The organism is Rhizobium sp. NLR22b, from assembly GCF_019685295.1.
Taxonomy (GTDB): Bacteria; Pseudomonadota; Alphaproteobacteria; order Rhizobiales; family Rhizobiaceae; genus Rhizobium.
The window spans coordinates 209,978-235,561 of the sequence record NZ_JABDWM010000001.1; the positions used below are offsets into that span (position 1 = coordinate 209,978).

Annotated in this window: 24 protein-coding genes and 1 tRNA gene; 10 read left to right on the forward strand and 15 right to left on the reverse strand. The window is 62.4% G+C overall.

Features of this window, described 5'->3' with window-relative positions; genetic code table 11:
- Window positions 1-170 precede the first annotated feature (170 nt).
- Both HJC00_RS00970 and HJC00_RS00975 read right to left on the reverse strand, forming a co-directional pair.
- Complete coding sequence (locus tag HJC00_RS00970; protein WP_210629058.1) at window positions 171-1,370, reverse strand: FAD-binding protein; 1,200 nt, start codon at window positions 1,368-1,370, stop codon at window positions 171-173.
- The gene (locus HJC00_RS00975; RefSeq protein WP_210629059.1) at window positions 1,367-2,806 is read right to left on the reverse strand and encodes an FAD-linked oxidase C-terminal domain-containing protein; all 1,440 of its coding nucleotides are present in this window, start codon (window positions 2,804-2,806) and stop codon (window positions 1,367-1,369) included. The genes HJC00_RS00970 and HJC00_RS00975 overlap by 4 nt, the downstream gene beginning before the upstream one ends.
- 158 nt (window positions 2,807-2,964) lie before the next feature.
- Between HJC00_RS00975 and HJC00_RS00980 the strand changes: the two genes are divergently transcribed.
- From HJC00_RS00980 to HJC00_RS01005, 6 genes are all read left to right on the forward strand, one after another.
- Window positions 2,965-3,861 (forward strand): LysR family transcriptional regulator, encoded by an 897-nt coding sequence (locus HJC00_RS00980; RefSeq protein ID WP_210629060.1) that lies wholly within the window; start codon window positions 2,965-2,967, stop codon window positions 3,859-3,861.
- 327 nt (window positions 3,862-4,188) lie between these two features.
- Complete coding sequence (locus HJC00_RS00985; protein ID WP_221122506.1) at window positions 4,189-4,737, forward strand: NUDIX hydrolase; 549 nt, start codon at window positions 4,189-4,191, stop codon at window positions 4,735-4,737.
- Between the two features lie 63 nt (window positions 4,738-4,800).
- The gene (locus HJC00_RS00990) at window positions 4,801-6,300 is read left to right on the forward strand and encodes an inorganic phosphate transporter (protein ID WP_210629062.1); all 1,500 of its coding nucleotides are present in this window, start codon (window positions 4,801-4,803) and stop codon (window positions 6,298-6,300) included.
- A gap of 18 nt (window positions 6,301-6,318) precedes the next feature.
- Window positions 6,319-7,056: a 16S rRNA (uracil(1498)-N(3))-methyltransferase gene (locus HJC00_RS00995; protein ID WP_210629063.1), complete on the forward strand. Its 738-nt coding sequence runs from the start codon at window positions 6,319-6,321 to the stop codon at window positions 7,054-7,056.
- Between the two features lie 145 nt (window positions 7,057-7,201).
- Complete coding sequence (locus HJC00_RS01000; protein ID WP_210629064.1) at window positions 7,202-8,575, forward strand: glutamate--cysteine ligase; 1,374 nt, start codon at window positions 7,202-7,204, stop codon at window positions 8,573-8,575.
- A gap of 98 nt (window positions 8,576-8,673) precedes the next feature.
- A complete protein-coding gene (locus HJC00_RS01005) occupies window positions 8,674-9,543 on the forward strand; it encodes a DUF937 domain-containing protein (protein WP_210629065.1) in 870 nt (289 codons plus the stop codon).
- 85 nt (window positions 9,544-9,628) lie between these two features.
- On the opposite strand, the gene HJC00_RS01010 is transcribed toward HJC00_RS01005, so the two are convergent.
- On the reverse strand, window positions 9,629-9,928 hold the full coding sequence (locus HJC00_RS01010) for a DUF1127 domain-containing protein (RefSeq protein WP_210629066.1): 300 nt from the start codon (window positions 9,926-9,928) through the stop codon (window positions 9,629-9,631).
- A gap of 204 nt (window positions 9,929-10,132) precedes the next feature.
- Here HJC00_RS01010 and HJC00_RS01015 point away from each other — a divergent pair, with 204 nt between their 5' ends.
- Window positions 10,133-11,089: a LysR substrate-binding domain-containing protein gene (locus HJC00_RS01015; protein WP_210629067.1), complete on the forward strand. Its 957-nt coding sequence runs from the start codon at window positions 10,133-10,135 to the stop codon at window positions 11,087-11,089.
- Window positions 11,090-11,095: 6 nt separating this feature from the next.
- On the opposite strand, the gene HJC00_RS01020 is transcribed toward HJC00_RS01015, so the two are convergent.
- The 3 genes from HJC00_RS01020 to HJC00_RS01030 form a co-directional block, all read right to left on the reverse strand.
- Window positions 11,096-11,728: a TetR family transcriptional regulator gene (locus HJC00_RS01020; protein ID WP_210629068.1), complete on the reverse strand. Its 633-nt coding sequence runs from the start codon at window positions 11,726-11,728 to the stop codon at window positions 11,096-11,098.
- A gap of 228 nt (window positions 11,729-11,956) precedes the next feature.
- On the reverse strand, window positions 11,957-12,373 hold the full coding sequence (locus HJC00_RS01025; protein ID WP_210629069.1) for an MAPEG family protein: 417 nt from the start codon (window positions 12,371-12,373) through the stop codon (window positions 11,957-11,959).
- 105 nt (window positions 12,374-12,478) lie between these two features.
- Complete coding sequence (locus HJC00_RS01030) at window positions 12,479-13,234, reverse strand: SDR family oxidoreductase (RefSeq protein ID WP_221163527.1); 756 nt, start codon at window positions 13,232-13,234, stop codon at window positions 12,479-12,481.
- 91 nt (window positions 13,235-13,325) lie between these two features.
- Here HJC00_RS01030 and HJC00_RS01035 point away from each other — a divergent pair, with 91 nt between their 5' ends.
- Window positions 13,326-14,243 (forward strand): LysR family transcriptional regulator, encoded by a 918-nt coding sequence (locus HJC00_RS01035; protein WP_210629071.1) that lies wholly within the window; start codon window positions 13,326-13,328, stop codon window positions 14,241-14,243.
- 8 nt (window positions 14,244-14,251) lie between these two features.
- On the opposite strand, the gene HJC00_RS01040 is transcribed toward HJC00_RS01035, so the two are convergent.
- The 3 genes from HJC00_RS01040 to HJC00_RS01050 form a co-directional block, all read right to left on the reverse strand.
- The gene (locus HJC00_RS01040) at window positions 14,252-14,806 is read right to left on the reverse strand and encodes a hypothetical protein (protein ID WP_221163528.1); all 555 of its coding nucleotides are present in this window, start codon (window positions 14,804-14,806) and stop codon (window positions 14,252-14,254) included.
- A gap of 2 nt (window positions 14,807-14,808) precedes the next feature.
- Window positions 14,809-16,293 (reverse strand): IMP dehydrogenase, encoded by a 1,485-nt coding sequence (gene guaB, locus HJC00_RS01045; protein ID WP_221163529.1) that lies wholly within the window; start codon window positions 16,291-16,293, stop codon window positions 14,809-14,811.
- A 382-nt stretch (window positions 16,294-16,675) separates the two neighbouring features.
- Window positions 16,676-17,668, reverse strand: coding sequence for an MBL fold metallo-hydrolase (locus tag HJC00_RS01050; protein WP_221163530.1), 993 nt, complete (start codon window positions 17,666-17,668; stop codon window positions 16,676-16,678).
- A gap of 242 nt (window positions 17,669-17,910) precedes the next feature.
- On the opposite strand from HJC00_RS01050, the gene HJC00_RS01055 reads away from it, so the two are divergent.
- A complete protein-coding gene (locus HJC00_RS01055; protein ID WP_221154381.1) occupies window positions 17,911-19,335 on the forward strand; it encodes a DHA2 family efflux MFS transporter permease subunit in 1,425 nt (474 codons plus the stop codon).
- Between the two features lie 8 nt (window positions 19,336-19,343).
- On the opposite strand, the gene HJC00_RS01060 is transcribed toward HJC00_RS01055, so the two are convergent.
- From HJC00_RS01060 to HJC00_RS01070, 3 genes are read right to left on the reverse strand one after another with little or no spacing between them, the layout of a single operon-like run.
- On the reverse strand, window positions 19,344-19,727 hold the full coding sequence (locus HJC00_RS01060; RefSeq protein WP_210629076.1) for a VOC family protein: 384 nt from the start codon (window positions 19,725-19,727) through the stop codon (window positions 19,344-19,346).
- A 31-nt stretch (window positions 19,728-19,758) separates the two neighbouring features.
- Window positions 19,759-20,478 carry an RlmE family RNA methyltransferase gene (locus HJC00_RS01065; RefSeq protein WP_064681032.1) on the reverse strand — a complete coding sequence of 240 codons (720 nt, stop codon included), beginning with the start codon at window positions 20,476-20,478 and terminating at the stop codon, window positions 19,759-19,761.
- A gap of 10 nt (window positions 20,479-20,488) precedes the next feature.
- Window positions 20,489-22,036, reverse strand: coding sequence for a Ppx/GppA phosphatase family protein (locus tag HJC00_RS01070; RefSeq protein WP_210629077.1), 1,548 nt, complete (start codon window positions 22,034-22,036; stop codon window positions 20,489-20,491).
- A gap of 244 nt (window positions 22,037-22,280) precedes the next feature.
- Here HJC00_RS01070 and HJC00_RS01075 point away from each other — a divergent pair.
- Window positions 22,281-22,354: transfer RNA gene (locus HJC00_RS01075), tRNA-Gln, on the forward strand.
- 231 nt (window positions 22,355-22,585) lie between these two features.
- Here the strand turns inward: HJC00_RS01075 and fabI are convergent.
- From fabI to HJC00_RS01090, 3 genes are read right to left on the reverse strand one after another with little or no spacing between them, the layout of a single operon-like run.
- Window positions 22,586-23,371: an enoyl-ACP reductase FabI gene (fabI, locus tag HJC00_RS01080; RefSeq protein ID WP_221146719.1), complete on the reverse strand. Its 786-nt coding sequence runs from the start codon at window positions 23,369-23,371 to the stop codon at window positions 22,586-22,588.
- A 30-nt stretch (window positions 23,372-23,401) separates the two neighbouring features.
- A complete protein-coding gene (locus HJC00_RS01085; RefSeq protein ID WP_221163531.1) occupies window positions 23,402-24,574 on the reverse strand; it encodes an acetate/propionate family kinase in 1,173 nt (390 codons plus the stop codon).
- Window positions 24,575-24,578: 4 nt separating this feature from the next.
- Window positions 24,579-25,547 (reverse strand): phosphate acetyltransferase, encoded by a 969-nt coding sequence (locus HJC00_RS01090; protein WP_221122499.1) that lies wholly within the window; start codon window positions 25,545-25,547, stop codon window positions 24,579-24,581.
- Window positions 25,548-25,584 lie beyond the last annotated feature (37 nt).

Consider the following 25,584-nt stretch of genomic DNA (forward strand, 5'->3'; position numbering starts at 1 on the left):
CCACAAGGGGGGAGATCAGATGGGCGCAACGGTTTCCCCAAACAGCCACCGTGGAATTACTTCGATACGGCAGAGAGGGACCGGTGATCCAACCTCTTGCCAATCTCCCCTCTTGTGAGGGAGATGTCCGGCAGGACAGAGGGGGGTGGACCACGCGCAAACTCATCTTCTCACCCCATCTTCCCCGGATTGAAGATCCCCGCCGGATCGAACTTCTCCTTCACCCGCCGCGACAGCATCGCCACTGCCTCCGGCTCCGGATGGAAGGCCGCCGTTGCCGCCCTCGCCGCGTCCGAAGCACGGATCAGCGTCGCATGGCCGCCACCGAGCACCTTGATGAAGCGGCGGACCAGATCTGCTTCGGGGTCCGCCTCCATCCTCATCCAGACGAGACCGCCCTGCCAGTCGTAGAAGGCGTCGACGCCGGCTTCTAGACGAAGGGCCGCGACCAGCTGGTGGCCGGCTCCCGGCGCGACCGAGACGCGCCAGACCGGCCGCGTCGTACCGTCGGCATAGGGTAATACATCACGGATTTCTCGCCAGAGCCTCTGGCTTTCCGGCTCATCCAGCCGCGTCACCGTGGCAAAGGCCGACATCGCCGCCGCAAGCTTTTCCATGCGCACGCCGACCGAACCGGCCAGGCCCTCAACGCGCAGAACCGTCGCCTCGCCCTCGGGCAATTTGCCGGCAAGGAATTTCCAGGTCACCGTCAGCGGCAGATGGGCGGCACTGGAGACCTCGACCGGCAGCGCCATCGCCGCCGCCATGGCATTGGCCGCTTCGGCATCGTTGAGGCCGGAGAGAACCAGCGTCTGTTCCGTCTTCGGGCGCGGCGGCACGCGGAAGGTCAGTTCGGTGAGAAAACCCAGCGTTCCATGCGAGCCGGCGATCAGCTTGACGAGATCGAGGCCGGTGACGTTCTTCATCACCCGGCCGCCGGCCTTGATGATCTCGCCCCTGCCGTTGACGAAGCGCACACCGAGCAGGCTGTCGCGGGCCGCTCCGGCAACGAGGCGGCGCGGGCCGGAAACATTGGCGGCGAAGACGCCGCCGATCGTCGGCTCGCCCGACCTGCGCATGATTGGGCGATGATCCATTGGCTCGAAGGCAAGCATCTGGCCGCCTTCGGACAGTGCCGCCTCGACCTCGGCAAGCGGCGTACCCGAGCGGACCGTCATGACCATCTCGCCGGGATTGTAGGCGATGATACCGGAAAGCCTGGTCGATCGCAGCCGGTCTTCTGATGCAACGGCATTGCCGAAACCGGAGCGCGTATCACCGCCACAGACAGCGAGCGGCCGGTTCGTCTCCGCATGTGCGAGGACGATCGCCGCCGCCTGTTCCTCGCTTGTCGGCATCAGATCGATCATGCGGCAGGGCGCCCTTCGAGCGGGAAGACCTTCGACGGGTTGAGGAGCCAGCCCGGATCGAAGGCGGCGCGCACCGCCATCTGCTGGGCGAGATCGGCCTCCGAATATTGATGGCGCATCAGGTCGCGCTTTTCGATGCCGACGCCATGCTCGCCGGTGAGGCAGCCGCCGGCATCGACGCAGAGCTTGAGGATATCGTTGCCGGCGGCTTCTGCGCGGGCGGCATCCTCGGGGTCGTTGGCATTGAAGAGGATCAGCGGATGCATGTTGCCGTCGCCGGCATGAAAGACGTTGGCGACCCGCAGGCCGTAGTGATCGACGATCTCGGCAGTTCTCTTCAGCACATGGGAAAGCTGGCTGAGCGGCACGGTGCCGTCCATGCAGATATAGTCGGCGATGCGGCCGGTGGCGCCGAAGGCGGATTTGCGCCCCTTCCAGATCAGCGCCGCCTCGGTGGCCGACTGGCATTCGCGCACGGTCTTCACAGCATGGCGGCGGGCGATCTCGACGATGTCTTTGAGGGTGGCGTCCATTTCGGCGTCCGAACCCTCGACCTCGACGATCAGCAGTGCCCCGACATCGAGGGGATAGCCGGCATGGGCGAAGGCCTCGCAGATCTCGATCGCCGGCTTGTCCATGAACTCGATGGCAACCGGGATGATTCCGGCGGCGATGACATCGGCAACGCAGGCGCCGGCCTCTTCCGAGCTTTCGAAGCCGAAGAGCACCGGACGGGCGCCTTCCGGCTTGGCGATCAGCCGCACGGTCGCCTCGGTGACGATGCCGAGCTGGCCTTCGTGGCCGCAGACGAGGCCGAGCAGGTCGTAACCGGCCGCGTCCAGCGCCTTGCCGCCGAGTTCGATCACCGTGCCGTCGACCAGCACCATTCTGACGCCGAGCAGATTGTTGGTGGTGACGCCATATTTCAGGCAGTGGGCGCCGCCGGAATTCATGCCGATATTGCCGCCAATCGTGCAGGCGAGCTGCGAACTCGGATCAGGCGCGTAGAAAAAGCCGTCGGCCGAGACGGATTCGGAGATGTTGAGATTGGTGACACCCGCCTGAACCACGGCGACACGGTTCGGCAGATCGATTTCGAGAATGCTGTTCATCTTCGACAGGCCGAGCACAACGGCATCCTCCTGCGGAATGGCGCCGCCGGAAAGCGAGGTGCCGGCGCCGCGCGGCACCACGGGAATGCCGTAGCGTTGGCAATAGCGCATGACGGCCGCCACCTCGGCCGTGGTGCGCGGCAGGGCGACGGCAAGCGGCAGGCGGCGATAGGACACGAAGGCGTCTGTCTCGAACGGCACAAGTTCGCGCGCCTCATGAACCAGGCATTCCGGTTGCAGAAGATCGGCGAGATCGGCAACGATCCGGGCGCGGCGCGCCAGCACATCGGCGCGCGGGGCGAGAAACGGAATGGCGTCGGACATGATGTCCTCCCTGACCCTGACGACCGGAAGTCACAGCGGTAAGATGACAGCGGGAAGGGCCGCCAGCCTCTGTCGCCGGTGAACCGGCTTAGCACTTTCCCGAAAGTGGCGCAAATGCTAAGCACTTATGCCAAAAGGGGAAAAAGTCTGAAAACCTTATGACCAATCTGGGTGATCTCGAAATTTTTGCCAAGGTCGTTTCGACGGGAAGCATGTCGCTCGCCGGGCGGGCGCTCGGCTGTTCCCCAGCCGTCGTCTCCAAGCGCATCAAGCGACTGGAGGACCGGCTCGGTACCCGGCTTTTGCAGCGCACGACGCGGCAGATCTCGCTGACGGAAGCCGGACAGGGTTTTTACGACCGCGTTCTCGGCATTCTCGCCGGGTTGGAGGAGGCCGAATTCTACATTTCCGGCCGCTCGGCGCAAATGCACGGCACGCTGAAGATCTCGGCGCCGACCTCCTTCGGTCGCATGCATATCGCGCCGCATCTGAAGGCGTTCATGCAGGCGCACCCGGAGCTTGCGATCAACCTGGTGCTGACCGACGAATTCAGCGACATCGTCGGCGGCGGTTTCGATCTGGCGATCCGGATTGCCGAACTGACCGATTCCAGCCTCGTCGCCCGACGGCTGGCGCCCGTGCGCCGGCTGCTCTGTGCTTCGCCGGATTACCTGGCCGCGCATAGCGAGCCCAGGCATATCGACGATCTGAAACACCATCGCTGCCTGCCGGCGCACAATAACGACACCTGGCGGCTGAACGGGCCGGACGGAGCCCTCAGCCTGCGGCCAGACGGCATGCTGATCACCAATTCCAGCGAGGTGATCCGCGAGGCCGTCATCGCGGGGCTCGGGATCGCGCTGCGGTCCACCTGGGATATCGGCGAGGAACTGAAGGCCGGCCGTCTGGTGCAGGTGCTGCCCGCCTATGAGGGCTCGCACAATGTCGCGCTCTCGGCCGTCTATCCTAGCCGGCAGTTCCTGCCGGCCAAGGTGCGGCTGTTCATCGACTATCTGAGCGAGCTTTACGGGCCGATCCCCTATTGGGAGCGCTGATGGCGGCCCGTAACCGCGGCACGAAAGTGCACGAAGCAAGGCAGCGGTGGGACAGCGAGGCATGGTTACCACATTTTCAAAAATGCTGGTGGAACAATTCGTCCCGCCATTGATTAGGGGTCCGGACGAAGCCATATTGTACACCTGTGCAACATGGCGCATTCGAAACAGGATGTGACGGTTTTTTTGAGCCTGCCCCAGCCCGATTTCCCCTATTAACGGCGGTTAAATCATGTTTCGGATCGTCGCGGCTTTGGATTGTGTCAGCGTTCCGTGATACACGCATATGAGTGATTCCTAACAACCACTGTAAAGGTGACCCGACAATTGACTCTTCTCGCCCGATTGGCATCCGATGTGCGACTGATGTTCCGGCGCCCGCCGCGACAGCAATATGGTGCGCTCTGCTACCGGTTGAAGAAGAAGAGCGGTGAAGTCGAGGTACTCCTGATGACGAGCCGCGACACCGGCCGCTGGGTCATTCCCAAGGGCTGGCCGATGAACGGCAAGTGCGCCCATGAGGTCGCCCTGCAGGAAGCTCTGGAGGAAGCCGGCGTTCGCGGCTCCGTCGAGGCGGAAACGCTCGGTTCCTACACCTATCCGAAAGTGCTGCGCGACGGTGTGCAGGTGGTTTGCAAAGTGCAGGTCTATGCGCTTGAGGTCACCGACATGGCGAAGAACTTCAAGGAAAAAGGCGAACGCACCATCGAGTGGGTCTCGGTCGACGAGGCGGTGAGCCGCGTGCGCGAACCGGAGCTTCGCAACCTCTTCCTCGCCTTCAAACAAAAGATGACCGACAAGCTTTCAGTCAGACCGGCGAAGCGAATTCCGGTGGCCAAAAAAGGTCCGGCGGCCAAGCAAATTCCAGCGGAATGAATCCTGCCATCTTGCACTGCTAGGAAAGCAGCGTAGAAGCAGCTTCATCCCTCAGGAAAAAGAATGCCGCCCCGTCCCGCAGTTCTTACCAAACGCACGCTCGATAAAGACCTCGATAAAATCACCTATGTCGAGGACGCGGCAAAGCACGTTGCGCGACTGCTGGTGGCACCCGGGCTCGGGCTGATTTTCGTCGGCCTGGTCATGCTCTTTGCCGGCGTCTATGTCTTCGACCGTCCGGGCGCCGTACTCGTCGTGGCGGCAGCGGCCCTTGCCGGCTACATGGCGATGAATATCGGCGCCAACGACGTGACCAACAACGTCGGTGCGGCCGTCGGTGCACGCGCCATGACGATGGGCCAGGCGCTGGTCATTGCTGCGATCTTCGAGGTCTTGGGCGCCACGATCGCGGGCGGCGAAGTGGTCAAGACGATTTCCTCCGACATCGTCGATGCTGGCCAGGTGTCGCCGGCGGTGCTCGGCTGGATCATGATGGCGGCGCTGACCGCAGCCGCCCTTTGGATCAACCTTGCAACCTGGATGAACGCGCCCGTTTCCACCACGCATGCGATCGTCGGGGCGGTGATCGGGGCCGGCATCTCAGCTGTGGGGCCGGAGCCGGTGAATTGGCGGGTAATGTTCGAGATCGCCTCGAGCTGGATCACCTCGCCGCTCCTTGGCGGACTGATCGCGGCCGGCCTGCTCTATCTCGTCAAGACGCTCATCATCTATCGCGACGACAAGATCGCGGCGGCGCGGCGTTGGGTACCGGTGCTGGTCGCGACGATGGCTGGCGCCTTCATGGCCTATATGGTGCTGCAGCTGTCGCCGATCGGTAGATTTCCGCCCTTCACCGTCATTCTGATCGGGATCGCCATCGGGCTGGTGACCTGGCTTATCGCCCGGCCGCTCGTCCTCGTCCAGGCGCGGGATCTTGAAAACCGCAACAGTTCACTGCGGGCGCTGTTCCGGCTGCCGCTGATCGGCTCGGCGGCGCTGCTATCCTTCGCGCATGGCGCAAACGACGTTTCGAACGCGGTCGGGCCGCTTTCGGCGATCGTCCATTCGGTCGGCATCGGCGGCGTTGGCGGCGTCGGCCATTCGCCCCTCTGGGTGATGCTGATCGGCGCCTTCGGCATCTCCGTCGGCCTGCTGCTCTTCGGGCCACGGCTCATCCGCCTCGTCGGCGAGGAGATCACCAAGCTCAATCCGATGCGCGCCTATTGCGTCGCGCTGTCGACCGCTTTCACCGTCATCGTCGCCTCTTGGCTCGGCCTGCCGGTCAGCACCACCCATATCGCCGTCGGCTCCGTCTTCGGCGTCGGCTTCTTCCGCGAATGGTATACGCGCCATTCGAAGCGCCGCATCGCCTATATCAGGCGCAAGACGGAGAGCTTCGATATCGACGAGCCGGAGGAGCCGAATATCCACGAGAGGCGGCGACGCTATCTGGTGCGGCGCTCGCATTTCATGACGATCATCGCCGCCTGGATCATCACCGTGCCGGTTTCGGCAGCGCTTGCGGCGATGATTTATTGGGTTATGTTCGCGCTCTTCGTTTGAGATCCCGAGTTTTTTCCAATGCGCGCCAATTTCCGCATGCAACGACTTTTCGTCGACGCGCCGCTTTCCAGCGGCGCCGTCGTGGAGGCGAATGCCGACCATTTCAACTATCTCGCCAACGTGCTGAGGATGGAGGACGGCACAGACATCCTGCTCTTCAACGGCCGCGACGGCGAGTGGCGGGCGACGCTGTCCTTCCCGACGCGCAAACGCATCCTGCTGACGGCAACCGAAGAGACGCGGCCGCAGCCGGCGGCCACGGACCTGCACTATCTCTTTGCCCCGCTCAAAGTCGGCCGCATGGATTATCTCGTGCAGAAAGCGGTGGAAATGGGCGCCGGGCTGCTGCAGCCTGTCATGACCCAGCATGTGCAGGGGAAGATCACCAATCTCGACAAGCTGCGCGCCAATGTCGTCGAGGCGGCGGAGCAATGCGGTATTCTCGGCATCCCCGCCGTGGCCGAGCCGGTGAGGCTTTCCGACCTGCTCGACCATTGGCCGAGCGAGCGCCGCATCATCTATTGCGACGAGGGTGACGCCGGGCAAAACCCGCTGCCGGTGCTGGCAGCCATCCAAGAAAGGCATCTCGCTCTGCTCGTCGGGCCGGAAGGCGGCTTTTCGGAGGATGAGCGGGCGCGGCTTCGAAGCCTCGATTTCGTCACTGCCATTCCGCTCGGACCTCGCATCCTCCGGGCCGATACGGCCGCTGTTGCGGCGCTGGCGGTGGTCCAGGCGGCGATCGGCGACTGGACATGACCGGGAAAACGGGTTGACGCGGAAATCACTGCTGTTTTTTTGATGCGTCGTTGAAAGAATTTCACTTGCAACATACGTGGCTTGGGTCCTAATCACCTTCCAATTGCCCGGCCCCCTGGGCGCCTTTTGAATACAGGTACCCCGCATGGCCCGCGACACTACCGACCAGACACCGCTCTCTTCCGTTCAGGAATTGACCGATTACATCGCCGCGGGCAACAAGCCGCGGGAGCGCTTCCGGATCGGCACCGAACATGAGAAGTTCGCCTTCTTCCGCGCCGACAACAGCCCGGTTCCCTACTTCGGCGATGCCAGCATCTCGGCCCTGCTTACCGGCCTGCAGAAAAAGAGCGGCTGGGAGCCGATCATGGACGGCGGCAACATCATCGGCCTTGCCGAGCAGCACGGCATGGGGGCGATCTCGATCGAGCCCGGCGGCCAGTTCGAACTGTCAGGCGCGCCGCTGGAGACAATCCACCAGACCTGCAGGGAATCGAACCAGCACCTGGCGACGCTACGCGAGATCGCCGAACCGATGGGCATCCGTTTCCTCGGCATCGGCGGCAGTCCGAAATGGACCTATGCCGAAACCCCGCAAATGCCGAAATCGCGCTACGAGATCATGACCCGCTATATGCCGAAGGTCGGCACCAAGGGCCTAGACATGATGTATCGCACCTGCACGATCCAGGTGAATCTCGATTTCTCCTCGGAAGCCGACATGCGCCAGAAGATGCGCGTCTCGATGAAGCTGCAATCGCTGGCGACCGCGCTGTTTGCATCCTCGCCCTTCACCGAGGGCAAGCCGAACGGGCTGCTCTCCTGGCGCGGCGATATCTGGCGCGATGTCGACAACCAGCGCTCGGGCCTGCTCGATTTCACGTTCCGCGACGATTTCGGCTTCCGCGATTATGCCGAATGGGCGCTCGACGTGCCGATGTATTTCATCGTCCGCGACGGGCACTATCACGACTGTACCCATGTGACCTTCCGCCAGTTCATGAACGGCGCGTTGAAGGGCGAGGTCGCCGATCCGGCGCCGACGATGGGTGACTGGACAAACCATCTTTCCACGCTCTTCCCGGACGTGCGAATGAAACGCTTCCTCGAAATGCGCGGCGCCGACGGCGGCCCATGGCGGCGCATCTGTGCGTTGCCCGCTTTCTGGGTCGGCCTGCTCTACGACGATGCGGCCCTTCAGGCCGCCGACGAGCTGACGAAGGATTGGAGCTTTGCCGAGATCGGCGCCCTGCGCAATGCCGTTCCGGCGCAAGGGTTGAAGGCCGAGTTTCGCGGGCATGCGCTGCTCGAGGCGGCGCGCGAGGTCGTCGGCATCTCAAGGGCCGGCCTCAAGGCGCGCGGCAGGCTTAACGGCGAAGGCCAGGACGAAAGCATCTTCCTGGCGCCGCTCGACGAGGTGCTTGCCAAGAAGGCGACGCTCGCCGAGGATCTGCTGTCGCTCTATCACGGCCGCTGGCAGGGTTCCGTCGAACCGGTCTTCGAGGATTATCAGTACTGAGATCGTCCTAAGCCCCTCTGACAAAAAGCCGTTTGCGTATTACCATTTCCGGATATAGTGACGTCACAACGCGTCACGACTCGGGGAAAGGGACCTCCATGCTGCCACTCTTCGATATGATGATGCAGGCGCAGAACGGCGCGGCGATGGAAGCGATCGCCCGGCAATTCAACCTGGCGCAGGAACAGGCGACGAAGGCCATGGCGGCGCTGATGCCGGCCTTTTCCGCCGGCCTGAAGCGCAGCACCGGCAATCCTTACGATTTCGTCGGGCTGATGCAGGCCGTCGCCTCCGGCAATTACGCGCGATATTTCGAGGATATGAGCCGGGCCTTCACGCCGGAGGGCATTTCCGACGGCAACAACATCCTTGCCCAGTTGTTCGGCTCCAAGGAGGTTTCGAGGGCGATCGCAGCCCAGGCCGCCCAGATGACCGGGATCGGACAGGACATCTACAAACAGATGCTGCCGGTGCTGGCCGACACGCTGATGGGCGGGCTCTTCAAGCAGACGACCGGCCAGATGGCCTCTCCTGTCAACCCCTTCGCCAACACGGCGATGGGCGAGAGCATTCAAAAATGGCTTGAGAGTACGGGCTTTGCGCCGAAGCCGAAGGCAGCCCCGGAGTCCAGCATTTTCGACAATCCCTTCACGCAGGCGATGCAACTGATGTTTTCGATGCCGAAACAGCAACCGGCGCCTGCCCCGAACCCATTCCTCGACAATCCTTTCGCCAAGGCCTTCCAGGAGATGATGGCCGGGCTCGGCCAGCAACCGGCAGCCCAGCAGCCTACCGCGAAGACGCCGGAGGCTCCGAAGGAAGAGGCGAAGGTCAATGCCGACAGCTATGCGGAGATGTTGAACGCCATGTTCGACAGCGGGCTGGAAGTGCAGAAGAGTTACCAGAGGAATCTGGAGGCGATTTTCGAAACTTACCGGCCGAAGCCTTCGCCTGACCCTAAGACATAAAAAGACCCGGCGATGGCTGGGAAAGCCGATCGCCGGGTCAAGCGGCAGGGCTATTGGCTATCACCCTGCGGGGAAACTTGCGCTCCTACTCGTCGCAGGAACGGAAGAACTGCAGGCGCCAACGATTGCGCGCCGAACGCGTCAGATGTTCCGACGGATCCTCGAAAAACGTCGAGGCCAGGAACGCCGAGGTCAGATCGGCCCTGGTGAGGCCGATATCTCTCAGCTGCGTATCATTCAGATCATGCAGCGCGTTGATCTCCATGCGATTGCGAAACACGCGAAAGAGGAAGGTCAACGGGGCGAGGCCTGCCGCCAGACGCTGGGAAAACGTCGGGGTAAGCTTGCCGCAGTCGAGTTCTAGTGTCCGGTCTGTCGTGTGCATCGAACTCTCCTTTCTTTCGGGGCACGCAACAACCCACCCCTGCCGCGAGGTCGTGCGGAAGGGAGCAGGCTGAATTCGGCTCGGACAGGCAGGGTGTCTGTCCTTCACTTTGCTTGATTTGCATCCCGAAGATGCCAAAGACCTATTGATCAGTCCAACGAATGTTTCTAATGATTATCATCAGCTATCTTTATAGGTGAACCCATGTCCGCGCCTCTTGATCTCGACCAGTTGCAGACTTTCATCGCCATCGTCGATTCCGGCAGCTTCACCAAGGCCGCCGACAGGGTCTACAAGACCCAATCCGCCGTCTCCATGCAGATGCGCCGTCTCGAAGAGCGCATCGGCAAGCAGCTGTTCATCAAGGACGGCCGCGGCAATCGGCTGACGGTCGAGGGTGAAAAACTGCTCAATTACGCCCGGCGCATCATCCGCCTCAACAATGAGGCGATCGCCGCCTTTGACGACAACAGGCTGGAGGGGACGCTACGCATCGGCACGCCGGACGATTACGCCGACCGCTATATGCCTGAGATCATCGGCCGTTTTGCCAAGACGCATCCGAATGTCGAGCTTTACATCGTCTGCGAGCCGTCGATGGACCTTGCCGAGCGCATGCACAAGGGCGAGCTCGATATCGCCCTCGTCACCCACAATCCGCGCGAGCGCATGTCCGATGTGGTCAGAACCGAGCCGCTCTGCTGGGTCGGCTCGGCCAACCATCCGATCCGCGACGATGCGCCGGTGCCGCTAGCCGTTGGCCGCCGCGACTGCCAATGGCGCCAGCTTGCCTGCTCGGCGCTCGATGCCGTCGGGCGCGAGCACCAGATCCTGTTCACCAGCTGGTCCTGCACCGTCGTCGCCGCGGCCGTGCTTGCCGGTATGGCGGTCTCGGTGATGCCGGAATCGGCGCTGCGGACGGGCATGAAGGTGCTGAGCCAGGCCGACGGTTTCCCGGCGCTGCCGCCGGTGCAGATCGGCATCATGAAACGGCCTGGCGTCTCGCTGTCGCTGATGAACGCAATCACGGCCCATATCACTGCCTGCCTCGACAACATCACGCCGGCTGTCGTCGACGACGGGCTGGAAGCGGATGTCAAATCCGCCCAGGCGCGCCTTTATCCGCGGCTGAAGGCTGCCAATATGGTGCCGAGCTGGTAGAAGTCCTCAGGCGACGCTCGCGGCAAAAAGGGAGGCGCGGATGACGCGTTTCCACTCGCCGAGCATGCGCTGCGCTATGGCCTCTTCGCTGACGGCCGCAAGTCGGATGACGGCGCCGATCAGGTGGCTAAAAAGGTAAGTGCGCGCGAACATTTCCTCGTCGCAACGGTCGGGAGCCAACCGGCGTACAGCGTCATCGAAGATACCAGCGACGCGACCGCTATGCTCGATATTCAGCCGAAGCAGATCCTGATCGGTCTCGGTTCCCATCCAGACGCCGAGATAAACGGGATCGTCGCGATAGGATTCGTAATACCAGTCGATGGTGGCGCAGACGAGATCGAGGGCCTGGTCGAGGGACTGCACGTCGCTGAACATCGCCGCCGTCTTCGCCTGAATCGCCGAAGCGTGCTGGTCGAACAGGGCTTTGACGATCGCCGCCTTCTCCGGGAAATACTGGTAAACCGAGCCGATCGGCACCTTGGCGGCGACCGCGAGTTCCGTCATCCGCATGGCGCTGACGCCCTTTTGGGCGATTATCTTGGCGGCGGCAGCGAGGATAAGATCCAGTCTCTGGATGCTACGCTCCTGCTTCGGCTTCCTGCGCAAGCCGATGCGATCCATGCTTTCCGCGCCCATGTCGTTCCCATTCTTATTGTTTCGCGGCGCAGGCTATCTACCACCACCGCGTCGAGCGGATATGACATTGCAGGCCTTCATCAGCGGTAAATGGAAACGCTCAGATTTTAACGATAGGCAAACGCGTGAGAAATCAGGCTCCTAGGCCGCATTGCTCTGATTGACGAGGGCGCAAAAAACGTCAGATAGTTGTAAAATCCGGCAGATTGTCGCCTGCGCACATCGCCGTCAGCCCATCGCCATCCAGATGGCGAGCCAACCCCACATGGCTGCAAGCACCAGATAACCGGCAGCAAAGATCGGGCTGCGGTAACTGAGATCATTGCTGGTGACGTGAATGGCGGCATGAGCGTAACGCAGAGCGACGAAGAGCCAGGCGAGGCCGAGGGCGACAAGATTGTCGGCCTCGGCGATATAGAGAAGAATGCAGCAGGGGTAAAAGAGTACAGGCAATTCGAACTGGTTGGCGAGGCAATTCTTGACGACAAGGCTTTCGGCGGGTTCGTCACGATTTTCGCGATAGTCCTGTTTGCGGATCTTTCCGACCCGCACCATTTTCCCGCGTCTCAGGCCAAGAAGCGCGTAGAGACCATAGACCAGGGCCACATGGGCAAGGAGTGGCCAGAAGATTTCATAGCCGGTCATGATCGCCACTTCCTTTCCGCTTTATATGCCGTTGGCAGCATTAGCGGAAAGGATAAGCGGATGCCAGCGGCTCGCCGCTGTGCAACCGCAAACCCGATATTGTCTTCACACCTGGGCGCTGCCGCCATCGACGAAGAGTTCGGCACCGCTGACGAAGCTGGAATCCTCCGAGGCAAGGAAGAGTGCGGCAGCGGCAACTTCCTCGGCGCGACCGACCCTGCCCATAGGCACCTGGGCTGCCAAGGCGTCGAGCAAGCCCTGCTGCTGCGTTGGGTCCTTGCCCGCCAATTCGACCAGTCCAGTCGTTTCCGTCGGGCCAGGACTAAGCGTGTTGATCCGAATGCCGCGATCCTTCAAGTCGAGGATCCAGTTGCGCGCAAAGCTGCGCAAGGCGGCTTTCGATGCGGCGTAAACGCTGAAGGCGGGTGTGCCGGTCGAGCCTGCGGTCGATCCCGTCAAGATGATCGATGATCCTGGCGAGAGCAGCGGCAAGGCCTTCTGCACCGTAAAGAGAACCCCCTTCACGTTCCGATCGAACGTGTCGTCATACTGCTCTTCAGTGATTTCGCCGAGGGGCAACATGGAGCCGCCACCCGCGTTGACGAAGAGCACGTCAATTTTCCCGGATTCTGCCTTCACCCGTTCATAGAGGCGATCGAGGTCGGCGAGATTGGCTGAATCCGCCTGAATTCCCACAACCTCGCCGCCTATCTCAGCGATTGCTGCATCGAGAACATCCTTGCGGCGACCCGTGATAAAGACCCGGGCGCCCTCGGCTACGAAGCGCTTGGCCGTTGCAAGGCCGATGCCCGAAGTGGCGCCCGTGGTAACCGCAATCTTTGCGTTCAGTCGTTGTGTCATTGTCGTCTCCTTGGTTCGACTGAAGCTGAGATATGGACGAAAGCATCGTTGCGGAATAGAAAGAGTTGAAATCCATTGTTTCAGGAATGAAATGACAAAGTTTCCCGATTTCGAGGGTCTGGCGATGTTTGCGAAGGTCGCGGAAGAGCGTTCCTTCCTTCGGGCTGCGCAGACGCTCGGCGTGTCGGTGCCGACCGTTTCGCGAGCCGTCAGCCGTCTTGAGCACAGACTCGGCGCCAGGCTCTTCAACCGGACGTCCCGGCAGCTGGCGTTGACCGAATTCGGCCTGCGACTGGTCGATAGCGCCGCACGAATCTATGCCGAGGCCGAGAGGGCGGAGGACGCTGCCCGGGAGATTGCCACCCGGCCGAAGGGTCTCATCAGGCTTGCCGCACCGATGGCCTTCGGGACGCGCTGGCTTGCCCCGGTCCTGCCTGATTTTTTCGAGCGCTTTCCGGAGATTTCCATCGACCTGCACATGAGCGATGCCGTCGTCGATATCGTGGGAGAGGGTTTTGATGCCGCGCTCAGAATCGCAGTACTGCCGGATTCGTCCTTGGTCGCGCGAAGGCTGACGCCGGTGGATCGCTTCATTCTCGCTGCACCCGCATATCTCGACCGGTACGGCGTGCCGGAACATCCGCGCGACCTAGCGGCTCACCATTGCCTGGGATACGCCTATAGGGCGCGACAGGATGTCTGGCGCCTGCGCAACAGTGAAGGCAAGGAGGAGGTCATCGTGCCAAGTGGCTCTCTCAAGGCCACAAATTCGCAAGCCTTGGTGCCAATGGCGCTAAGCGGCCTCGGGATCATCGAACTTCCGGAGTTTCTCGCGCATGACTATCTGATAGACGGCCGGCTGAAGCCGATTCTTCCCGACTGGACACTGCCGACCGGCGCACTGTATTTCGTCACACCTTCCGCGCGGAACCGGCCAGCGAAGGTCGAGGTACTTTCCGATTTCATGATGGCGAGACTGTCAAATCCGGTTTGGCGGCGAAGGAGCTGATAGCCACTTCAGTCCCGGCGTGGCGACAGCCAACGGGCAATTGCAAGCCGGGCCGCGACGATGAAGCAGATAGCGAGGCTTGCGAATTTCAACCGCGTCATCCACGGCAGCACGTGCATTGCAAGACCTGCGGACGCGCTGTTGCCGAAGGCAATCAGGCTGCAAATGTTCTCGCCGTAGTCGGAGATGCCGTAGATGAAAGGCAGCAGAGAGATCGCCTTGGCTATGAGCGGATGAAGTGACCGGCCGAACCACGAGCCGACGGGACCAAGCCTGAGGAAGACGACGAACAGCAGCGCCGTCAGCAATGCCGGAAAGATCAGCTCCGGCCCGAAATACATGGCGCTGAGCAGTTTGGCCGCCGTCTTATTTTCATCGAGCAGCTTCTGCATGTGGAAGACGGTCGATTCGTCGTAGCCGGCGAAGTAGGTGTCGAGCACCGCCTGCCCGGTTTCGTGCTTGAAAGGCACGACGAAGCCGAAGGTCGTCCAGGCGAGCACGGCAAGGCAAAGGGCGGCGAGCAGCGCGACGATCCAGAGCGGAATTGCGCTGCCCGCCTTCATGATCAGAGGCCGGCGCCCGGATAGTTCGGGCTCTCGCGGGTGATCGTCACGTCATGGGCGTGGCTTTCGCGAAGGCCGGCGCCGGAGATGCGCACAAAGGTGGCGCGCTCCTGGAAATCCTTCAGGTCCTTGCCGCCAACATAACCCATGGCCGCCTTGAGACCGCCGGCGAGCTGGTGGACGACGGCCGAGACCGGTCCCTTGTACGGCACCTGGCCCTCGATGCCTTCGGGCACGAGCTTCAGCGTGTCGCGCACCTCAGCCTGGAAATAACGATCGGCCGAACCGCGGGCCATGGCGCCGACGGAGCCCATGCCACGATAGGCCTTGAAGGAACGGCCCTGGTAAAGATAAACCTCGCCCGGGCTCTCGTCGGTGCCGGCGAGCAGCGAGCCGATCATGACGGCAGAAGCACCGGCGGCGATCGCCTTGGCAAGGTCGCCGGAGAATTTGATGCCGCCGTCGGCGATGACGGGCACATCCTGATCCTGGGCGGCCTGGACGGCCGACATGATGGCGGCGAGCTGCGGAACGCCGACGCCGGCGACAATGCGCGTCGTGCAGATCGAACCCGGGCCGATGCCGACCTTGACGGCGTCGGCGCCGGCATCGATCAGCGCTCTGGTGCCGTCATAGGTGGCGACGTTGCCGGCCATGATCCTGACCGAGTTGGAAAGCTTCTTGACCCGGACGACAGCATCGAGAACACGCTGCGAATGGCCATGGGCGGTATCGACGACCAAAAGGTCGACGCCGGCCTCGATCAGGCGTTCGGCCCGCTCGAAGCCGTCATCGCCGACGCTGATGGCGGCGGCGGCGCGAAGCCTGCCCTGCGCATCCTTGGAGGCGTTCGGGTTCAGCTGCGACTTCTCGATATCCTTGACGGTGATGAGGCCGACGCAGCGGCCTTCGGCGTCGACGACCAGCAGCTTCTCAATGCGATGCGAGTGCAGCAGGCGCTTGGCTTCCTGCTGATCGACGCTCTCCTTGACCGTGACCAGATTGTCCTTGGTCATCAGCTCATGGATCTTCTGCTCCGGATCCGAGGCGAAGCGGACGTCGCGGTTGGTGAGGATGCCGACGAGGCGGCCGGACTTCTCGACGACCGGGATGCCGGAGATGCCATGCGATTTCATCAGGGAGAGCGCTTCGGCAAGCTTCGCCTCCGGGCCGATGGTGACCGGATTGACGACCATGCCGCTTTCGAACTTCTTCACCTGGCGGACCTCTTCGGCCTGCTCGATCGGCGTCAGGTTGCGGTGGATGACGCCGAGGCCGCCGGCCTGGGCCATGGCGATCGCCAGCCGGCTCTCGGTGACGGTATCCATGGCCGAAGAGAGGATCGGGATGTTGAGATCGAAGTCGCGGGCGATGCGGGTTGCGATATTCGTCTGGCCGGGCATGACCTCGGAATGGCCGGGCTGCAGCAGCACGTCGTCGAAGGTAAGCGCGTCCGCGCCGGTTGCCGTTTCAATGATGCGGGCCATGGCCAAATTCCTTCAGTTAAGAAAATGCAACCCGTCCCGGAAACGAATCGTCCGCCCCGGCGGTGTGCATGAGTTGCTTGGAAGTTGGCGAGGGCTGGTAACACGTCTATGACAGGAAGGAAATAGCAAAAAGCCCGGCGTGGCCGCCGGATCGTCATGGGAGCCATGCATCTACCGCATCGGCCCGAAAATCGGAATCGATTTCGGAAAGCACGATGCGTGTATTCAAAGTGTTACAGCGTCCCTTGCGCGTCTGCCAAGACGCGCGGCGCGGGAAAGCGCATCGCGTCAAACTTCATTCATGCGATGCGCTTTAGCTCTTTGTTTTTACGCATGTCGTTATCCCGGAACCGCTACACACTTCCGGACGACATGCGGTAGATCAAATGTCGAACTGATAGGTCTTCGCCACGAAGCGATAGCCGCCATCCTGCCTTTCGGCGAAACCGACCGCGGGGAACGGCATGTGGTAACCGAGGAAGGCGATCTTGTCGGTGGCGATCATGTCGAAAACCTTGCGGCGGCTGGCCGCCGCCTGCGCCTTGTCCATATCGAAGCGCACTTCCCAATCCGGGCGCAGCAGCGACAGAATATAGTGGTGGGCCGTATCGCCTGTCAGCACCAGGCGCTTGCCCTCGGATTCCACATGGAACACCATGTGGCCCGGGCTGTGACCCGCGGCCAGCATCGCCGTCATGCCGGGCGCAATGCTGTCACCGTCCTTGATGAAGATGGCTTTTTCGACGAGCGGCGTCAGGTTGGCAAGCACGGCCTTGTGGCCGCCTTCGGCGGGCGTGCCTTCGCGTGATTTGCTCGACCAGAAATCATATTCGGCCTGACCGATGACATAGCGGGCATTCTTGAAGGCGGCTGCGCCATTTTCCATGAGACCGCCGATATGATCGCCGTGCAGATGGGTGAGCGCCACGAGGGTGACGTCGTCGGCCGAGTATCCTGCGGCTTTCAAGCCTTCGGCAAGCCGGCCGGCGCCACGCGCCCGCCCCGCTGCACCGAAGCCAGTATCGACAAGAATGACATCCGCGCCGGTATCGATGAGGGCAGGCGTATAGCCGCTCAGGAGCTTGTCGGCCGGCAGGAAGTTTGCAGTCAGCAATGCCTTGACCGTCTCGGGATCCTGATTGGTGCCGTAGGTTTCATAGGGTTTTTCGGAGATGTTGATGCCATCGCGCACCACTGTGAATTTATAGGAACCGAGCTTGAATTGATCGATCTCGGGCAAAGGCATTGCATTCATATTGCTGCTTTCTCCAGTCGCGGCCGCCACGGCCTTCTCTCTTAAAATCACCGGCGCAGCCAGCAGCCCGAGGCCTGTGGCAAAAAACGTGCGCCGCCTTATTGGCGTTGAGATTGCCATGTCCACTCCCCTTTGATGCGCGGCGCGCCATCGCGCCGACCCGACGATCTGGCCGTATTTCCTGCCCGGGTAGGTGAACATAGGTCAATGTTGATAGGGAAGGATGTCGGGCAAGCCATCTCACGCAGACGTGAACCAAACGTTCCATCGAAGCGGATTGAAGGATTGGCAGGCCCGGGAAGTGAGTCTACACAGCAAATGCCTTTCCTGCTCCAATCCGCAGCCTATCAAGGCTCCCGCCTATGAACCGCATCGTCCCGCTGATCCTTGCCGTCGCTCTCTTCATGGAGCAGATGGACTCCACCGTGATTTCGACGGCGTTGCCCGCAATCGCCGGGGATCTCAATGTCGGGCCGATTACGCTGAAGCTGGCGCTGACCTCCTACATGGTGGCGCTGGCGGTGTTCATCCCGGTCAGCGGCTGGATGGCCGACAGGTTCGGCGCCAAGAAGATTTTCCGGCTTGCCATCTCCGTCTTCGTCATCGGCTCGATTTTCTGCGCCTTCTCGTCCAATCTCGTCGAATTCGTGTTTGCCCGCTTCCTGCAGGGCATGGGCGGCGCGATGATGACGCCGGTCGGCCGCCTGGTGCTGGTGCGCACGACGAAGCGCAGCGATCTGGTTTCCGCCATGGCGCTGCTGACGATCCCGGCGCTGGTCGGCCCGCTCACGGGCCCGCCGCTCGGCGGCTTCATCACTACCTATTTCAGTTGGCATTGGATCTTCCTGATCAACGTGCCGGTCGGCATCATCGGCATCTGGCTTGCAACGATCTTCCTGCCGGAGGTGGAAGCGATCGCGCCGCCGAAGCTCGATTTCACCGGCTTCGTGCTCACCTCGCTTTCAGCCGCCGGCGTCGTCTTCGGCCTGTCGGTGGTCAGCCTGCCGGCCCTGCCGCCGATCATCGGCATCACCGCGACCTTTATCGGCCTTGCCTGCGGCGTCCTCTACATCAGCCATGCGAAGCGCCACCCAGCGCCGATCCTCAACCTCAACCTGTTCAAAAATCCGACGTTCCGGGCTTCGACCATGGGCGGCAATCTCTTTCGAATCTGCGTCGGCGCCATGCCGTTCCTGACACCGCTGATGCTGCAGCTCGGCTTCGGGCTGACGCCGTTCCAATCCGGCCTCATCACCTTTGCCGGGGCGATCGGGGCGATCACCACAAAGTTCATGGCCAAGCGCGTTTTCGCCGCCACCGGCTTTCGCACGACACTCGTCGGCGCCGCCATGGTGACGACGCTTGTGACCGTCATCACCGGCTTCTTCACGCCGGCAACGCCGCACCTCGTCATCATCGGCGTGCTGCTTCTCGGCGGTTTCTCCCGCTCCTTCATGTTCACCGGCGTCAATGCGCTTGCCTTCGCCGATATCGATGATGCCGAAGCCAGCCAGGCGACATCGATGAGCTCCGTCATGCAGCAGGTCAGCCTGGCGCTCGGCGTCGCGGTGGCGGCCGCAATATTGGAGACCTCGATCTATATCAGGGGCGAGGCGCTTGATGTGGCCGATTTCCATCTGGCTTTCTACATCTTTGCCGGACTGACGGTGATTGCGACCATTCCCTTCGTCCGCATGGATCGCAACGCTGGCGCCCTCGTTTCCGGCCATCGCTCGAGAGGCGTGAAGCCGTCGGCCATCGAAGCCGAACAATCGATGGTGAAATAGGCCGGGCTTTATTCGGGACGTTCGCAGACTGCACTAAGCTTGTTGCCGTCGAGGTCGCGGACGTAGGCCGCATAGAAATGGGCATGGTAGGAGCGCAGGCCAGGCCCGCCTTCATCCGCCGCGCCCGCCGCAATCGCGGCTGCGTGGAAGGCATCGACAGCCGCCCGCGTTTCGGCCGCAAGCGCCACCATGGCGCCGTTACCGGCAGTCGCCCGGTGGCGATTGAACGGCGTCACCACCCAGAAGCGGCAGCGCGTGTCGCCTTCGGCGGAATAGCCGATCTCCTCTTCTGTATGACGCTGGCGACGATAGCCGAGCGCACCCAGCACGGCGTCATAGAAATGACCTGCGCGATGAAGATCGTTGGTTCCGAGCGTGATGTAGAGAAGCATGGGATCATCATCAACCGGGATGGACCCGAGATCAAGCTTGCTCTGCGTCAGCTTCCGCTTTGCGGCCTTTGAAGCCCTTGGCCAGCAGGAACATCTCCACCGATTCGGCGCGTGACGAGTTCGGCTTGACATGGACGACTTGGCGGAAATTCTGCTTCAGCATGGCGAGCAGATCACGCTCGGTGCCGCCCTGGAAGGTCTTGGTGAGGAAATGCCCGCCCTCTCCCAGCACCTCGACGGCGAAATGGGCCGCAACCTCGCACAAATGCATGGTGCGCAGATGATCGGTTCTGTGGTGGCCCGTGGTCGGCGCGGCCATATCGGAAATGACGAGATCGGGCGTGCCGCCGACCGCCTCCATCAGCTTTTCCGGCGCGCTCGGATCGAGGAAGTCGAGCTGCAGGATCTTGACGCCGGGAAGCTGGGCCATTTCGAGGAAATCGATCGCGGCCACACGCACGTCCTCATCCGTCGAACCGGTGACCTTGGCGGCGATCTGTGACCAGCTGCCGGGAGCCGCACCCAGATCGATGATGCGCCTGGCGCCGCGCAGGATGTGGTATTTCTCGTCGATCTCCAACAGCTTGAAGGCGGCGCGGGCGCGATAGCCTTCGAGCTGGGCGCGCTGCACATAGGGATCGTTGATGTGGCGCTGCAGCCATTGGCGGGAGGACGCCTTCATCTTCTTGTTCTTGACGCGCTGGCCGAGCTTGCGGCCGGTGCGGTTTCCCGCGATCGGTGCCTTTGTCATGCCCTTCCCCTTATTTCGCCCGCTGGCCGCGGCGGTTGCGATGGCGCCGCCACACGCCGTCATCGGCCATCATGTCGGTGAGCAGGCCTTCCCTCAAGCCGCGATCGGCGACCCGCATGCGCGGGCTCGGCCAACGGCGGCGGATCGCCTCCAGAATGGCGCAGCCGGCAAGCACCAGATCGGCCCGGTCCGGCCCGATGCAGGGATTGGCGGCGCGGCTTTCGAAATCCCAGGAGAGAAGCTTCGCCTGCATGGCGGAGACCTCGTCATCCGAGAGCCAGATGCCATCGACCTTGCGCCGGTCATAGCGCGGCAGGTCGAGATGGACACCGGCAAGCGTCGTCACCGTGCCCGACGTGCCGATCAGGTGGAAATCGCCAGTCTGGGCGATCTCGATCTCCGGGCAGTCGAAGCATCCGAGCATGGCTTCGACCTCGCGCACCATGCCTTCGAAAACATCCGGCGTGACGTCGCGCCCGCCGTGACGCTCCGACAGCGTCACGACGCCGACCGGCAGCGAGGTCCAATGGGTGATGTGATTGGCGAGCCGGCTGAAGCGACTATCGCCGATGCGGATGACGGCGATCTCCGACGAGCCGCCACCAATATCGAAGAGGACGACGGAACGAGTCTCGCGGCCAACGAGCGAGGAGCAGCCGGAGACCGCGAGGCGTGCCTCGGTCTCCCGGTCGATGATCTCAAGCTCGAGGCCGGTTTCGGCGACAACGCGGCCGAGGAACTCCGCGCCGTTGACCGCCTGACGGCAGGCCTCGGTGGCGATCAGCCGCATGCGGCGGATCTCCCGGTTCCTCAGCTTGCCGGCGCAGATCCTCAGCGCCTCGATCGCCCTTTCCATCGCCTCGTCGGAGAGACGGCCGCTGGCGGCAAGACCCTCGCCGAGCCGTACGATGCGGGAAAAGGCATCCACGACGCGGAACTGGCCCGGCCGGGTCGGCTGGGCTATCAGCAGACGGCAATTATTGGTGCCGAGATCGAGCGCGGCATAGAGTTCTTCCGGCCATGCGTGCTCGCCGGCCTGACGATCCCCCTGGTGACCGTGGCTCTCCTGGCGGCCTTTGCGGCCGGCGCCGGCGCCGTTCTGCATCTCGCGCGGGACGGCACTGCGCACCGTCTCTTCGACGCGGCTTTCCTGCAGGGGCACATGGGAAGGCTTTGCCGATGACAGCGGCCGGCCCTGCAGCCCGCGCTTGCCGCGATGCTTCCGGCGGTTGCGCCGGCTCGATGCCTGTTCGCTGTCGGGCCGGGCGGCTGCCGCGTCCTGTTCCACCTTCTGGTTTTGAACTGAACTATCCTGCGAAGCGCCTTGACCGCCGCGACGACGGCGCTTGCGCTTGCGAGCCGGATGTCCGGCCGCATCTTCCATGGGGCGCGCAGGCTGCCCGGCACTGCCGGGGAACTCATGCGAAGCGGGATGGGCGACGCTGCGGGTTTGCCCGCCGCGCTTGCCCTTGCGACGCCTGGACTTCTTGCCGTCCCTGCGCCCTGCCGCCGTCGCCCCGTCAAATTGCGGCTTCGCGCCGCCTTCGGGGTCTTCCACGTTGTTTTCCACCGCGCCGCGCAAGTCCCGGAGGTATGCAGCAGGCGCTCGTTTGATTTTTGCGTTGCCGCAAGAATATCAGCGCCCGCCAAAATCACCAAATTCTTTTTTGACAGAGGGCTTTGCGGAAGAGTTTCACCGCCGGCCTGAGAAGGCCGATTTTTTTCAAAACAGGTATTTGCAATCGCCGGGCTTTTGTTTATAAGCGCCGCACACCAGCCGAACCGCCCGCCGGTTCGCTTGCTGGGGAATAGTTCAATGGTAGAACAGCGGACTCTGACTCCGTCGATCTTGGTTCGAATCCAGGTTCCCCAGCCAATTCTCTCCCAGTCCTTTAATTCCGTGATTTTCCAGTCATGCCGGATATCGTGTTGGCATCATTGGGGACCTGATGCCCAGAACTGCAGCCCGCAGCTGATGCCCACGCGAGTGAGCGCGGCCAGCGTCCCAGCGGGCAGGCAAGGGCAACGCACGCTTCGAATACGAGCGGGACGTCATGCTTTGGCATCTCAAAGACGCGGCGCGTTGTAAATCACTCCACTGGTTCCCCTAGTCTATGATGTGGTAGCCGCCGTCGATGTAGATGGTGTCGCCGGTGATCAGCCGCGCTGCATCATGAGCGAGGAAGGCCGTTGCCATGCCGACATCGTCTATCGACACAAGGCTGCGTGTCGGCGCCCTTTCCTCGGCCTTGCTAAGAAGCTCGTCGAATTCCGGGATGCCGGAGGCAGCCCGCGTCGCCAGCGGGCCTGGCGAGATGGCATGCACCCGAATGCCCTTCGGCCCGAGTTCGGCGGCGATGTAGCGCACGGCGCTTTCGAGCGCCGCCTTGGCGACACCCATGACGTTGTAGTTCTTCACGACCATCTGGCTGCCGTAGTAGCTCATGGTGAACAGCGTCCCGCCGCGTTTCATCAGGGGTTCCGCAAGATGCGCCATGCGAATGAACGACCAGCAGGAAATGTCCATCGTCTTCAGGAATCCTTCACGAGGCACGTCGACCACTCGCCCCTGCAGAGTATCCTTTGGCGAAAAGGCAATCGAATGCACCAGGAAATCGAGCTCGCCCCATTGCTCGGCTATCCGGTCGAACACCGCCTCCAATTGTGCCGGCAGGGAAACGTCGAGCGGCATGAAGATGGGCGCTTCCAGCGCCTCGGCCAGCGGCTCGACATGGGGCTTGGCCTTGTCATTGAGATAGGTCACCGCGAGCTCGGCGCCAAGCGCACGGAAGGCTCTGGCGCAACCCCAGGCGATCGACTGGTCATTGGCGATGCCGACCACCAGCCCGCGCTTGCCTTCAAGAAGCTTGGCCTTCACATCAGGGATCATCATCAGCCCCTCTCCCGGGTCATGGGTTGCCCATCATGCGGCGAGCAATGCGTATGTATGCCGCGCGATCATCAGTTCCTCGTCGGTCGGCACGGCATAAATGGCGAGCCTGCTATCGTCGCCCGAAATCAACAGCTCGCCGGCGGCGTTTCGCCTGCTGTCGAGCTTGGCGCCTAACCATTCCAGCTTCCTGCAGATCCGCTCACGCATGACCGGCGAGTTTTCCCCGACGCCGGCGGTGAACACGAAAGCGTCCAATCCGCCGAGAGCGGCCGCGAGCATGCCGGCATTGAGGCCGATGCGATGTACGAAATGATCGAGCGCGAGTGCCGCACCCGGCTCCTCGCTCGCTAACAGGTCGCGGACGTCGTTGCTGGCGCCCGAGAGGCCCTTGAGGCCGGATTCCCTGTAAAGAAGGTCCTGCAGCTCAGCTGCACTCATGCCGCGCTGCTGGAGAAGATAGAGAAGCACGCCCGGATCGATCTGGCCGCATCGTGTGCCCATCGGCAGGCCATCCAGAGCAGTGAAGCCCAGTGTGCTCTCCACGCTTTTCCCGCTGCGGAGCGCGCACATCGAGGCACCGCTTCCGAGGTGGGCGACAATGACCCGTCCTCCACCGACGTCCGGCGCGATCTCGGCCAGCCTTCCGGCGACATATTCGTAGGACAGGCCATGAAAACCATAGCGCCGGACACCCTCTTCGAAATAATGCGCGGGAATGGCGTAGTGGTCAGCCATCGGATCACGGCCGCGATGGAAGGCCGTGTCGAAGCAGGCAACCTGCGTTAGCTGCGGCTGACGCTCCAGCAGTGCGCGGATCGGCGCGAGATTGCTTGGCTGGTGCAACGGCGCAAGCGGCGTATAGCGCTCCAGTTCGTGCAGCAGGGTTTCATCGATGCGCGCCGGGCGCATGTGGTTCGGGCCGCCATGGACGACCCGATGGCCGACGGCAATCAGGCGGCCGTCGTGCCGCTCGCGCAGCCATTCGCCCACAAGGCGCATCGCCGCAGGCAAATCGGCAACGGTCTCGTTTGGATAGCTTGCGTCCGCCAGCCGCTCGCCGCCGGCACCCTTGATGGCCAGGCGCGGCGCAGTGCCGATGCCTTCCATCTTACCCTTGACCAGTCGCGTGAGCGAACCCGAGACCGCGAAGACCTCGAACTTCAGGCTGGAGGAGCCGGCATTGACGACGAGGACGGTGTCCATTGCATCATCCCCCCTGTATCGGCGCCGTGCGGCGGCGCGCATCGGCCAGCAGGACGCCGACGGCGCAGGAGGCAAGGCGCGCCAGCACGGAATCTGCCCGCGACGTCAGGATGATCGGCACGCGCGCTCCAAGCACGATGCCTGCTGCATCTGCCTTCGCCAGGAACGTCAGGTTCTTCGCCAGCATGTTACCGGATTCGAGATTGGGGACGACGAGTATCTGGGCGTGGCCGGCCACCGGCGACTGGATGCCCTTTATCCGTGCAGCCTCCGGATCGATCGCATTGTCGAAGGCAAGCGGCCCGTCGAGAATGCCGCCCGTTATCTGTCCGCGCTCGGCCATCTTGCAAAGAGCAGCGGCGTCGATCGTCGAAGGGATCTTCAATGTGACCGTCTCAACCGCCGAAAGGATCGCCACGCGGGGCGTGCCCAGGCCGACCTGGGTGAAGAGATCGATGGCGTTCTGAACGATGTCGCGCTTGGCATCGAGATCCGGCGCGATGTTGATGGCCGCGTCGGTAATGAACAGCGTTTCCGAATGGTGCGGGACATCCATCACGAAGACATGGCTGATCCGCCGCGCCGTCCTCAGTCCCGTGGCCGATGACGTCACGGCGCGCATGAGCTCATCCGTGTGGAGGCTTCCTTTCATCAGCAAATCAGCGCCGCCTTGGCGGATGATCTCCACCGCCTTCGCCGCCGCCGCGTCGCTATGCGGCGTGTCGACCAGCTCGAATGGGGAGATATCGATGTGATGCGCGTCTGCAATTGTGCGCACCTTTCCCGCCGGCCCGACCAGGACCGGACGGATCAGTCCTATCTCGGCTGCCTCGACGGCGCCGCGCAGCGATGTCTCGTCGCAAGGATGGGCGACGACCGTCGTCATCACAGGAACCTGCTTTGCCTTGGCGATCAGCCGCTCATACTTCTGATGCGGCACGTACTCTTTCCCAACGTCGTCTAAATCCTGCATCTTCACACTCCATGTTGAAGGGCGGGCTCAGTCCCTC

What these genes read in the sequence shown, in the direction of transcription:
- HJC00_RS01000 (WP_210629064.1), top strand. Translation starts at nt 7,202, where the DNA reads ATGGCCCGCGACACTACCGACCAGACACCGCTCTCTTCCGTTCAGGAA.
- HJC00_RS01055 (WP_221154381.1), top strand. Translation starts at nt 17,911, where the DNA reads ATGAACCGCATCGTCCCGCTGATCCTTGCCGTCGCTCTCTTCATGGAG.
- HJC00_RS01010 (WP_210629066.1), bottom strand. Translation starts at nt 9,928, where the DNA reads ATGCACACGACAGACCGGACACTAGAACTCGACTGCGGCAAGCTTACC.
- HJC00_RS01035 (WP_210629071.1), top strand. Translation starts at nt 13,326, where the DNA reads ATGACAAAGTTTCCCGATTTCGAGGGTCTGGCGATGTTTGCGAAGGTC.
- HJC00_RS00995 (WP_210629063.1), top strand. Translation starts at nt 6,319, where the DNA reads ATGCGCGCCAATTTCCGCATGCAACGACTTTTCGTCGACGCGCCGCTT.
- HJC00_RS01015 (WP_210629067.1), top strand. Translation starts at nt 10,133, where the DNA reads ATGTCCGCGCCTCTTGATCTCGACCAGTTGCAGACTTTCATCGCCATC.
- HJC00_RS01065 (WP_064681032.1), bottom strand. Translation starts at nt 20,478, where the DNA reads ATGACAAAGGCACCGATCGCGGGAAACCGCACCGGCCGCAAGCTCGGC.
- HJC00_RS01025 (WP_210629069.1), bottom strand. Translation starts at nt 12,373, where the DNA reads ATGACCGGCTATGAAATCTTCTGGCCACTCCTTGCCCATGTGGCCCTG.
- guaB (WP_221163529.1), bottom strand. Translation starts at nt 16,293, where the DNA reads ATGGCCCGCATCATTGAAACGGCAACCGGCGCGGACGCGCTTACCTTC.
- HJC00_RS00970 (WP_210629058.1), bottom strand. Translation starts at nt 1,370, where the DNA reads ATGATCGATCTGATGCCGACAAGCGAGGAACAGGCGGCGGCGATCGTC.
- HJC00_RS01060 (WP_210629076.1), bottom strand. Translation starts at nt 19,727, where the DNA reads ATGCTTCTCTACATCACGCTCGGAACCAACGATCTTCATCGCGCAGGT.
- fabI (WP_221146719.1), bottom strand. Translation starts at nt 23,371, where the DNA reads ATGATGATCCCTGATGTGAAGGCCAAGCTTCTTGAAGGCAAGCGCGGG.
- HJC00_RS01050 (WP_221163530.1), bottom strand. Translation starts at nt 17,668, where the DNA reads ATGGCAATCTCAACGCCAATAAGGCGGCGCACGTTTTTTGCCACAGGC.
- HJC00_RS01040 (WP_221163528.1), bottom strand. Translation starts at nt 14,806, where the DNA reads ATGAAGGCGGGCAGCGCAATTCCGCTCTGGATCGTCGCGCTGCTCGCC.
- HJC00_RS00980 (WP_210629060.1), top strand. Translation starts at nt 2,965, where the DNA reads ATGACCAATCTGGGTGATCTCGAAATTTTTGCCAAGGTCGTTTCGACG.
- HJC00_RS01005 (WP_210629065.1), top strand. Translation starts at nt 8,674, where the DNA reads ATGCTGCCACTCTTCGATATGATGATGCAGGCGCAGAACGGCGCGGCG.
- HJC00_RS00975 (WP_210629059.1), bottom strand. Translation starts at nt 2,806, where the DNA reads ATGTCCGACGCCATTCCGTTTCTCGCCCCGCGCGCCGATGTGCTGGCG.
- HJC00_RS01090 (WP_221122499.1), bottom strand. Translation starts at nt 25,547, where the DNA reads ATGCAGGATTTAGACGACGTTGGGAAAGAGTACGTGCCGCATCAGAAG.
- HJC00_RS01085 (WP_221163531.1), bottom strand. Translation starts at nt 24,574, where the DNA reads ATGGACACCGTCCTCGTCGTCAATGCCGGCTCCTCCAGCCTGAAGTTC.
- HJC00_RS00990 (WP_210629062.1), top strand. Translation starts at nt 4,801, where the DNA reads ATGCCGCCCCGTCCCGCAGTTCTTACCAAACGCACGCTCGATAAAGAC.
- HJC00_RS01020 (WP_210629068.1), bottom strand. Translation starts at nt 11,728, where the DNA reads ATGGGCGCGGAAAGCATGGATCGCATCGGCTTGCGCAGGAAGCCGAAG.
- HJC00_RS01030 (WP_221163527.1), bottom strand. Translation starts at nt 13,234, where the DNA reads ATGACACAACGACTGAACGCAAAGATTGCGGTTACCACGGGCGCCACT.